The following is a 1,090-nucleotide window of genomic DNA, read 5'->3' on the forward strand; positions in this document are numbered from 1 at the left end:
AGGTCGGAGGCCTTGAAGAAGCCGGAGTCGACCAGCTTCGACTTCACGTCGTCCTTCGTGACCACGACCGGTGGGAGGAGGTAGGAGGGAACGACCTTGACGCCGTTGTTGTACGTCTTGGTGTCGTTGGTCTCCACCGCGGTGCCCTTGTTGATCGCGTCGACCATCTTCGCGACCTGGTCGCCGAGGGTGCGGGTGTCCTTCCAGACCGTCATGGACTGCTTGCCGGCCAGGATGTTCTTGGTGTTGGCCAGGTCGGCGTCCTGCCCGGTGAGCAGCGGCCAGTCACCGCCGGGCTTGTACCCGTGGGAGTCCAGCGACTGCGCGATACCCAGGGCCAGGGAGTCGTTCGGCGACAGCACGACGTCGACCTTCTTGCCGCCGGTGTAGAACGAGTTCAGCCGGTTGTCCATCTCGGCCTGGGCCGTCTCGGTCTTCCAGCCGTTGATCGAGACCGTCTTCCAGTCGTCGTTGCTGGCCAGCTTCTTACCCGACGGGATGACGAGCTTGCCGCTGTCGACGTACTGCTTGAGCACGTCCCAGGCGCCGGCGAAGAAGAACTTGGCGTTGTTGTCGTCGGAGGAACCGGCGAACGGCTCGAGGCTGAACGGGCCCTTGCCCGCGTCCAGGCCGAGCTTGGACACGATGAACTGGCCCTGCAGCTGCCCGACCTTGTAGTTGTCGAACGTCGCGTAGTAGTCCACGTTCGGGCTGGAGTTGATCAGCCGGTCGTACGCGATGACCTTGACCTTCTTGTCCGCGGCCTGCTGCAGCACCGGGGCCAGGGCCGTACCGTCGATCGACGCGATGACCAGGATCTTCGCCTTGTCATTGATCATGTTCTGGAGCTGGGTGATCTGCTGGTCGACCTTGTTGTCGGCGTACTGCAGCGAGGTCTTGTACCCGGCCTTCTTCAGCAGGTCCTCGAGGTGGGCACCGTCGTTGTTCCAGCGCTCCAGGCTGCGGGTCGGCATGGCGATACCGACCAGCGCGGGACCACTGTCACCACCGCCGGCGGTGTCGTCCTTACGGGTGTCACTACAAGCCGACGTCGCGGCCAGCGTGACGGCCAGGGCGGTGGCGGCCAGGA

At 64.2% G+C, this 1,090-nt stretch carries 1 protein-coding gene; it reads right to left on the bottom strand.

Translation table 11 applies throughout. The features are described from left to right. The coding region (gene chvE / locus AB0B76_RS59015) for a multiple monosaccharide ABC transporter substrate-binding protein (RefSeq protein WP_360395229.1) at positions 1-1,088 on the bottom strand (1,088 nt) is incomplete at its 3' end. Between the last annotated feature and the right edge of the window lie 2 nt (positions 1,089-1,090).

The organism is Dactylosporangium sp. NPDC049140, assembly GCF_040648435.1.